The 9,529-nt window shown below is 30.2% G+C and carries 8 protein-coding genes and 1 pseudogene; 5 read left to right on the top strand and 4 right to left on the bottom strand.

The genetic code is table 11. The annotated features are described in order from the left end of the window. Positions 1-209, top strand: a 209-nt coding sequence (locus KPL54_RS25165; RefSeq protein ID WP_375373016.1) for a hypothetical protein, incomplete at its 5' end; no start/stop codon positions are given. On the opposite strand, the pseudogene KPL54_RS25160 reads toward KPL54_RS25165, so the two are convergent. Beyond that, positions 163-1,242 (bottom strand): annotated as a pseudogene (locus KPL54_RS25160) (DEAD/DEAH box helicase family protein); the annotation flags it as partial. The gene KPL54_RS25165 and the pseudogene KPL54_RS25160 overlap by 47 nt on opposite strands. Positions 1,243-1,732: 490 nt before the next feature. Here KPL54_RS25160 and KPL54_RS25155 point away from each other — a divergent pair. Then, positions 1,733-2,749, top strand: coding sequence for an Rpn family recombination-promoting nuclease/putative transposase (locus tag KPL54_RS25155; protein WP_268038024.1), 1,017 nt, complete (start codon positions 1,733-1,735; stop codon positions 2,747-2,749). Positions 2,750-2,862: 113 nt separating this feature from the next. Here the strand turns inward: KPL54_RS25155 and KPL54_RS25150 are convergent, their stop codons facing one another. From KPL54_RS25150 to KPL54_RS25140, 3 genes are all read right to left on the bottom strand, one after another. Then, on the bottom strand, positions 2,863-3,240 hold the full coding sequence (locus KPL54_RS25150) for a phospholipase D-like domain-containing protein (RefSeq protein ID WP_216109231.1): 378 nt from the start codon (positions 3,238-3,240) through the stop codon (positions 2,863-2,865). A gap of 122 nt (positions 3,241-3,362) precedes the next feature. Further along, entirely contained in the window at positions 3,363-3,626 is a 264-nt protein-coding gene (locus KPL54_RS25145; RefSeq protein ID WP_268038025.1) for a PTS Fru family IIB subunit, read from the bottom strand. A 62-nt stretch (positions 3,627-3,688) separates the two neighbouring features. Continuing rightward, positions 3,689-4,450: a DeoR/GlpR family DNA-binding transcription regulator gene (locus KPL54_RS25140; RefSeq protein WP_171299268.1), complete on the bottom strand. Its 762-nt coding sequence runs from the start codon at positions 4,448-4,450 to the stop codon at positions 3,689-3,691. Positions 4,451-4,644: 194 nt separating this feature from the next. Between KPL54_RS25140 and KPL54_RS25135 the strand changes: the two genes are divergently transcribed. The 3 genes from KPL54_RS25135 (at position 4,645) to fsa (ending at position 8,598) form a co-directional block, all read left to right on the top strand. Beyond that, complete coding sequence (locus KPL54_RS25135) at positions 4,645-6,945, top strand: formate C-acetyltransferase (RefSeq protein WP_216109229.1); 2,301 nt, start codon at positions 4,645-4,647, stop codon at positions 6,943-6,945. 11 nt (positions 6,946-6,956) lie between these two features. After that, on the top strand, positions 6,957-7,784 hold the full coding sequence (locus tag KPL54_RS25130; RefSeq protein ID WP_216109228.1) for a [formate-C-acetyltransferase]-activating enzyme: 828 nt from the start codon (positions 6,957-6,959) through the stop codon (positions 7,782-7,784). A gap of 133 nt (positions 7,785-7,917) precedes the next feature. Continuing rightward, complete coding sequence (fsa, locus tag KPL54_RS25125) at positions 7,918-8,598, top strand: fructose-6-phosphate aldolase (RefSeq protein ID WP_216109227.1); 681 nt, start codon at positions 7,918-7,920, stop codon at positions 8,596-8,598. Positions 8,599-9,529 lie beyond the last annotated feature (931 nt).

The raw sequence follows: 9,529 nt of genomic DNA, 5'->3' as shown, positions 1-9,529 counted from the left end.
ACACTGAACGATTTGATAAGCTTGAAACTAGACTTGGTAGCCTTGAAAATGAGGTTAAAAAAATAGGTGTGAAGATAGATGGAAAACTTATTCCTACAAGTGTTGCTCTCTTGGATGGATATAAAGTTCATTCTGAACATATAACAATTATTGATGATAAGATTGACAGACTTCATTTTGTTCACCACTCATTACAGCGCAGGCTTTAATTCCATTTTCATTAAAATATTTACTCATGTATATGGTGTGGCGTCGATTGCTGCAGAAACCTAAAGCTCTTTTATTATTATACTTTTCATAATGTTTTAGGATTAAATTTGACCGTTTATTAAGCATTAAGGCTTTTTCCAGCTCAAACTCATCATACTTACCATTTTTAAAAGATATCTCTGCTTGGTTTAATATTTCTTCTCTATGTGCTACAAATAGAATCCTATTAAAATCCAGCGAATCAAAAGCAGCAAGATAAGTTTTACCTATTCCCGTTGCAGCAACAATTAATCCTTTATCTAAACCATCTTCTCTGCATTTTCTTAATTCATACAGTGCTTCAATTTGTGCACCTCTAGGCTCATACATCGGAATTACTAAACCATATTCCTCTTTGTTATCTTCTACTTCTTCTAAAGTATTAAAAATTTTAGGCCTTTTCCATACTGATGAATAACGCCTCAGCTCATCATCGTCAATAATTATGGAATGATTTAAAAATAAGTCTTCAAATACATTCTTAAAATGTCTAAAATCCTCTAAGTTCTTATTCTTATTTATTCTATAATTCCATTCAATACCACTAGTTAATGCTGAATTAGACATATTAGAAGATCCTATAAAAACATCTCCATCCTCTTCGTATTCAAATATGTATGACTTAGGGTGAAAGGATTTATTCTTAATATTATAAAACCTTAAATCTACCTTATCCCCAAGTGCTTCCTTTACTAAATATAAAGCTTGAGGTTGAGTGATATTAAGATAGTTTCCTGTTAATATCCTTATACGTACACCACTTTGTGCCACCTGCTTTAAATCATTTATAAGTAATTTCACTCCTGATTCCATTAAAAATCCTACCGCCATATCTATAGTCTTTGCCTTTTTTAATGAGGCCGCTAATTTAGGTAATAAATAATCCTTATCCCCTGTAGAGCAGTTTGAATCATAATCTAGCGTGGCCTCTTTAAATTGGATGGAATCACTAGTTATTATATCTTTATTAACAATATCAACTTTATCCAACATACTACACTAATGCCTCCTCCAAATGCCTTTCTACTTAATAAATGTATTACCATATACCACTAAGGGCGTATTTACTAATTTATATATATTATAGTATATATTTACTTACTTATCAAAAATCATATAATCCATTTTCTATACAAACTACTATTGCACTTCTTTGGCTAGTAAGTACAAAAAAACACTGCGATGGAATACAATCTTTTAAATTTAATTAGATTTGGCAGCATTTTTAACTAAAATTTAACTCCCTATACTTCAGTGATTTCAGTCTGTTATTAACTATTAATATTATTTTTTTAATTAAATTCTTACTAGGTTTTTAAACGTTTTACAAGATTCTAATCTACATTTTAACAACAATATATTCAAACAAATTCTATACTAATAATAATTTTCATCATGCGAATTTGTGTTCGCTTTTCGGTAATAATATTATTATAATATATATTATTTCATGCAAAAATTTGATATACTTAGGAGGAAGAACGTGAGTTTTAAAAAAGATTTAAATAATATTCATGATAAAAGTTATAAAGACTTATTTTCTACAAATGATACTTTTCTATCCTTTGTTAACACCTTTGTTCAAGGGGAATGGGTAGATAAATTAGAAAAGGATAAATTAATACTTGTTGATAAATCTTATATTTTATCTGATTATGAAGAATTAGAATCTGACATAGTATATAACGCAACTATTGGAGACAATAACATAATATTTTATGTCCTTCTAGAACTTCAATCCAGTGTAGATCACAGTATGCCTATACGATTGTTAATGTATATGGTAGAACTATGGAGAGAGATATTAAGAAATAGTGAAAAAAAAGAAATTAAAAGAAAGAACTACAGACTTCCTGCAATTGTTCCGATAGTTCTTTATAATGGCACAAAGAAATGGACCTGTGCTAGGAATTTTAAAGATATAATAAATGAAAGTTATTTATTTGGGGATAATATTTTAGACTTTAAATATATACTAGTAGATATAAATAGATACTCTAAGGAATATTTATATGAGTTTAAAAACATTGCTTCAGCCATATTTCTTTTAGACCAAGATATAAATGCCATGGAGTTTTTGGAAAGATTGAAAAATATAGTAATTAATTTTAACAACCTAACTTCTGAGGAAAAATTATTATTAAAAGGATGGATTAAAAATACAACTAATAACGATGAAATATATGATATGAATAAGTTAGTAGAAGACATATTTGATGAAAATAAAAAAGAGGAGGTTGAAATTATGGTTTCTAATGCATCAAACATCTTTGGTAAATTAAAAAGTGATGGAATAAAAGAAGGTTTGAAAGAAGGTAAGAAGGAAGGCAAGAAAGAAGGTAAAACCGAACAACTTATAACGCTGCTAAAGAAAAGATTCAATGGTCTTTCTGATTATTATACAGATAAGATTAGATCTTTACCCGAGGATGCTATTGATCAAATAGCAACAGATATATTTGATTTAGAAAAAATTGAGGATTTAAAAAAATACTTATAGAAAACAAGTACAACAGCTATGAGAAAATCCATAGCTGTTGTACTTGTTTTTTGGTAACTCGACATATCAGAAGATCCTATATAAGCATCTCCATCCTCTTCATATTCAAGTATTTATGACTTAGGGTGAAAGGATTTATTCTTAATATTATAAAACCTTAAATCCACCTTACCCCCTAGTGCTTCCTTTACTAAATATAAAGCTTGTGGCTGAGTGATATTAAGATAATTCCCTGTTAATATCCTTATCCGTACACCACTTTGCGCCACCTGCTTTAAATCATTTATAAGTAATTTCACTCCTGATTCCATTAAAAATCCTACCGCCATATCTATAGTCTTTGCTTTTTTTAATGAGGATGCTAATTTAGGTAATAAATAATCCTTATCCCCTGTAGAGCAATTTGAATCGTAATCTAGCGTGGCCCCTTTAAATTGGATGGAATCACTAGTTATTATATCTTTATTAATAATATCAACTTTATCCATCATACTTCACGCATCCCTCTTTCTAATCCCCTTATACTTAATAGTTGTTTAACCATATACCACTAAGGGCGTGTTTACTAATTTATAACTCAACCATTGCCTCTTTTATATTTTTAAAATCAATTTTATTTTTTACTGTTTAGGTGAGTTTCAATCTTTTCAATAATCTGAGTAGCTTTTTTTACTGCATCACTTACCCCTACTCTAACAATTTTATTACCACTAAATCTATCTTCATCTTTTATACCAATATCCTTTGTTAATATAACTATATCAGCCTCTAGTATTTCCTGCGCTGTTAACCTATTTTCTATGCCTATTGACCCTTGAGTTTCTACCTTAATAATAGGTTCTTTTAATCTCACTATGCAAATTTTTGATTTTTCCACAAACTCCTGAAGAAGGCGCAATAAATACTATTGCACCTTCTCTAATGGCTTTTTTGTCTAATTTAAATTAAGTCTACATTTATTTTTTCTAGTTCTCTACAAATTTTCTCATCTGGCTTTTCATCTACAATAATTGCATCTATATCATATATATCTGCAAATTTATATGTCCCATCATAATAAAATTTCTTACTTTCCATAACTAGATAAACTTTTTTTCCTGAGCAAATAATAGCTTTTTTTGTATTACCATCTTCCACATCAAAAGTTGTAATACTTTTGTCAAACATATTCACTCCACAGCTACCTATAAAGGCTCGATTTACTTTGTGCCTAGATATATTCTCAATAGCTGTTGATCCTACAAATCCATTTAATTCTTTGTCAAACACTCCGCCAGTCCCTATTACTTCTACATGATCACATTTTGAAAAAGTTCTAAAAATATCAATCATATTAGTTATAACTAATAGTTTTTTATTGCCTTTTGCAATTTTCTCAGCAATTAGCATATTTGTGGATGATATATCCAAAAAAATCGTTTCACTTGGCTGTATAAGTTCAAAAGCCTTTTCTGCAATTTTTAATTTTTCCTCTAAATTAATATTCTTCCTAATTAAAATATCATTATGTGGAGCAGACTTCCTACTTAATACTCCGCCTCCATAAGTTCTTTTAATTATTCCTTGTTTTTCTAAGGCTTTTAAATCTTTTCTTATGCAATCCTCTGTTACATTGAACTTTTTGCTTAGTTCCTTTACAACTACCTTTTGATTTTCATTTAATAGTTTAATAATCTTTTCTACTCTTTCCTCCGCAAACATATCCTCTCCACCTTACCCTTTGAAATGTACACATATATTATGCCTTAAATACTTTTTTAAATTTTAAATTAAGTATTGAACTTTTCTTAATTTCATTATACAATAAGAACAAACAATACACAATAATAATAAATAATAATCGTTTTAAGATAAAACAATAAACAACAATTTTAAAAATAAAATGGAGGTATGCTTTGACTAGTGATAGAATTCAAAAACTTAAAAACCAACTTTTTGAAAATAAAAGAGAAGTATCTCTTGAAAGAGCCCTGCTATATACAGAAAGCTATAAAGAAACAGAAGGCCAAAGTTCACTTATTAGGCGGGCAAAAGCAACCGCCCACATACTGGGCAATGTTCAAATATCTATAAGAGAAGAAGAACTTATAGTTGGTAATAGAACAACAAAACCTAGGAGTGGGATCATTTCTCCTGAAATGGATCCCTACTGGATTAATGATGAACTTGATACATTAGAAAGTAGACCGCAAGACCCCTTTTTTATATCAGATGCCAATAAGAAGCTTTATAGAGAAGTTCTTTATCCTTATTGGGTAGGTAAATCCTTAAAAGACTATATAAACAAAAGACTTACTCCTGAAGTTCGGGTTCCTTCCGATTTAGATATTTTTAAACTCAATCAAACTGATAAAGGTCAAGGACATATAATTCCTAATTTTGAGAAATTATTAAACAGTGGTTTAGGTCAGATAGTAAATAAAACATTATTACTATCTAAAGAACACCCAGGTAACGACTTCTATCAAGCTTCGATAATTACACTAAAAGCTTCTCAAACACATATTTTAAGATATGCGGCTCTAGCAAAACTAAGTGCTGATGGAGAACCTAACAAGATAAGACAAGCTGAACTTTTAGAAATTGCCAGAATTTCAACAAAAATTTCTTCAGAAAAACCTGAGAATTTTTATGAGGCTTGTCAACTATTATGGTTTTTATCTGTGATTCTACAATATGAATCAAATGCTAGTTCCTTATCTCTTGGTGGTTTTGATAAATATATGTACCATTTTTATGAAAATGACCTTAAGAATGGAATAACTAAGGAAATTCTAAGAGAAACTTTAACCTGTTTATGGATTAAAACTAATGATGTAGTTTTAATTAGAAGTAGTAATAGTGCTACCTACTTTGCTGGTTTCCCAACTGGTTATACTATAACCCTTGGGGGACTTACACAAAGCGGACGCTCTGCAGTTAATAGTTTATCTTATCTTGCCCTAGATACCTATCAAGATATCCGACTTCCTCAACCAAATTTGGGTGTACGTGTAAATGAACTTATAGAGCCAGCTTTTTTAAAGAAAACTGCTGAAACAATAAGACTTGGTACAGGAATACCTCAAATATTTAACGATGAAGTAATAGTTCCAGGATTTTTAAACAGAGGTGTTAGTTTAGAGGATTCAAGGGATTATTCTGTGGTTGGTTGTGTTGAACTTTCACTTCCTGGAAAAACTTACGGCCTACATGATATAGCACTTTTTAACTTGCTAAAGATAATGGAGATTTCCTTAAGAGAAAATAAAAACGATGAAAATATTACCTTCGATGAAATAATTCAAAATATAAAAACAAATATCAATAAATATGTGAAGCTTATGGTAGAAGGCTCAAATATAGTAGATACTTCCCATAAAGAATTTGCGCCTATTCCCTTACTTTCATGTTTTATTGATAATTGCTTAGAGACTGGAAAAGATGTAACCTATGGCGGCGCAAAATACAATTTTTCCGGTGTACAAGGTATTGGTATAGCAAATTTGAGCGATTCTCTTTATGCTCTAAAAAAGATTGTATTCGACGAGAAAAGAATTTCTTTAAAGGATCTAGTAGATGCTTTAGATAGTAATTTTCAAGGCGTAGAGCATGAAAAACTTAGGGTTCGCTTGATTAATAAATATGATAAATTCGGAAATGATAATGATGAAGTAGATAATCTTAGTTCTGATATTCTTAGATACTACTCAAAAACTGTAGAGCAACATATAACGCCTAGAGGTGGAACCTTTGTACCTGGCTCTTACACAGTATCAGCTCATATTCCCCTTGGAAAATCTGTAGGTGCTACTCCTGATGGACGTAAAGCCGGAGAACAACTTGCAGATGGCGGATTATCCCCTATGGTTGGTCGAGATGTGCTTGGGCCTACTGCAGTACTAAAAAGCGTAAGCAAGTTAGATAACTACTTAACAACAAATGGAAGTCTATTAAATGTTAAGTTTAGTCCTAAAACTCTAGATGGCGAGGAAGGTATCCATAAATTATGTGATTTTCTATATGCCTTTATGAAGCTAAAAATACAGCATATACAATTTAACGTGGTTTCCGTTGAAACTTTGAAAAGCGCTCAGGCTAGTCCAAATGATTATAAGGGCCTTGTTATACGAGTAGCGGGTTATAGTGCTTTCTTTATAGAACTAAGCCGTGAAATTCAAGATGATATCATAAGAAGAACCCAGCATAATTTATAGGAAGTGATTAGATGAAAGCATTAATACTAAATATTCAAAGATATTCCTTGCATGATGGCTCAGGAATTAGAACAATTGTATTTTTTAAGGGATGTCCTCTTAAATGCCCTTGGTGTAGTAACCCTGAATCTATAAGCTTCCAGCCTCAAACAGTGAAAATGGAAAGTAAATGCATCCACTGCCAGCACTGTAGCTTTGATGTAGATGAATGCCCAACAGGTGCAATTACTCAATTTGGTAAATATATGACCGTAGAGGAAGTTGTTACAGAGGTTCAAAAGGATATGATTTTCTACCGTACTTCTAAAGGAGGGGTAACCCTTTCAGGTGGTGAAGTTTTATCCCAAAGTGCCTTTGCAATAGAGTTACTTAAGCAGCTGAAAAGTCTAGGTATAAATACCGCAATTGAAACTAGTGGACAAGGTAGTACCCAAAATATTATTGAACTAGCAACTTATTTAGATTTAATATTATTTGATCTTAAAATAATGAATAAAGAGAAAGCTAAACTAATACTGGGGTCAGATATAAATCTAATAAAGAATAATATTAAAACCTTGGTGAAAATGCATAAAAAAGTTATACCTAGAGTGCCTCTAATACCAGGGTATACAGCAGATGATGAAAATATAAAAGAGATAATTGCCTTTGTTAATAAAAGTTTAAATCTTACTGAAATTCACCTTTTACCTTTTCATCAGTATGGAAGTAATAAATATAAATTGTTAAATTTAGATTATAAACTTAATAATATAGACATTCCTACCCCCGAATCAATAGAAAAGATAGCAAATGAAATGAGAAATAATGATCTTAATGTGGTAGTTGGTGGTTTGTAATTATAGTAGAGATATAAGACTATGTACTGATAAAATTAAAAGTTATGGACTAAAGTTTTCAGAGTCAAAAGATGGAATCGTAAAATGCTTAAATGAATTTAAAATCAAATTATAAAATAAAGGAGACATGTATATGTTATATATAATAGATACTGCAAATTTAGAGGCTATAGAAAAGGCTTACAACTTCTACCCTCTGGCGGGAGTTACTACTAATCCAACAATTATTTCTAAAGAAAACAAAAGTTTTTTAGATATTTTAAAAGGTATAAGAAAAATTATAGGTGCTGAGTCAATGCTTCATGTGCAAGCGGTTAGCCTAACTGCTGAAAAAATGGTCCAAGAAGCTGAGTATTTAAATAGTGTAATTGGTGGAAATCTTTATGTTAAGATTCCTGTTATACCAGAAGGAATAAAAGCAATAAAAATACTTAAACAAAAGGGTATAAAAACAACTGCTACAGCAATTTTCACAGCTCAGCAAGCTCTTATGGCAGCAGTGGCTGGAGCTTCCTTTGTTGCTCCTTATGTTAATAGAATAGATAATATTAGTGGTGATGGAGTTTCTGTTGTGGCTCAAATCGTTCAATTATTTGATCAATATGATATAGATGCTAAAGTTTTAGCTGCTTCTTTTAAAAACGTTCAACAAGTACATAATGTGGCTCTTGTAGGTGGGCACTCTGTAACTGTAAATCCAGAGATATTAGATGCAATGCTTGCACATCCTCTTACTGATTGGAGTGTTAATCAATTCGTAAATGATTGGGAAAGTGTATATGGCATAGGAAAAACAACAATAGACGTAAAATAGCTAAAGTTTAAGAGGGAATAAAGCGTTATTTAGAAAAAACGCTTTAAAATAATTTCTTTATAAAAAGCTAACCTGTAAAAGTTTTTACAGGTTAGCTTTTCTATATCCAATATTCCTTACAATAAAACTAATTATATTAAGATAAAAAAAGATACAATTAATATATGTATCCTTAGTATTTATTTACTTGAGGTCCCCCATTAAAATCTACAACAAACAAGTCCGCGACAAAATCCCTGAGCTCATTAAATCTTCAGGTAAAAGCTTTGATATCCATTATGCTAAAAACTATTAAATTGGATGGAATCACTAGTTATTATATCTTTAGTAACAATATCAACTTTATCCTTCATACTTCACTAATGCCTCCCTTATATAATTAAGCAACAACTAATATTTTCAATCAAATATACACTATACCAAATCATTTACTAATATGGCACTATCTACATTTTATCATAGTAACTTGTTGATTTAAAGGCACCCCTTTCTCACTAAGATGGAATGAAATCTTTTAAATTTAATTAGATTTCATAGCATTTTTAACTTAAATTTAACTTCCTACACTTCAGTGATTTCAGTCACTTATTAGCTATTATTACTATTTGCTTAATTAAAATCTTATTAGGTTCTTATAAGATTTTAATCTACATTTTAACAAGAATATATTCAAACAAATTCTATACTAATAATAATTTTCATCACACGAATATACGTTCGCTTTTCGGTAATAATATTATTATAATATATATTATTTCAGGCAAAAATTTGATATACTTAGGAGGATGAACGTGAGTTTTAAAAAAGATTTAAATAATATTCATGACAAAAGTTATAAGCATTTATTTTCTACAAATGATGCTTTTTTATCCTTTGTTAAAACCTTTAATTTATTTTAAAACAAGTGAAACAACTATGATGAATAACGCCA

It is taken from the genome of Clostridium estertheticum (assembly GCF_018861295.1).
GTDB classification, from domain to species: Bacteria; Bacillota; Clostridia; order Clostridiales; family Clostridiaceae; genus Clostridium_AD; species Clostridium_AD estertheticum_D.
The sequence above is the reverse complement of the archived record's forward strand: the minus strand, read 5'-3'. Positions and strand labels throughout refer to the sequence as shown.

What these genes read in the sequence shown, in the direction of transcription:
- KPL54_RS25150 (WP_216109231.1), bottom strand. Translation starts at nt 3,240, where the DNA reads ATGATGGATAAAGTTGATATTATTAATAAAGATATAATAACTAGTGAT.
- KPL54_RS25140 (WP_171299268.1), bottom strand. Translation starts at nt 4,450, where the DNA reads ATGTTTGCGGAGGAAAGAGTAGAAAAGATTATTAAACTATTAAATGAA.
- KPL54_RS25130 (WP_216109228.1), top strand. Translation starts at nt 6,957, where the DNA reads ATGAAAGCATTAATACTAAATATTCAAAGATATTCCTTGCATGATGGC.
- fsa (WP_216109227.1), top strand. Translation starts at nt 7,918, where the DNA reads ATGTTATATATAATAGATACTGCAAATTTAGAGGCTATAGAAAAGGCT.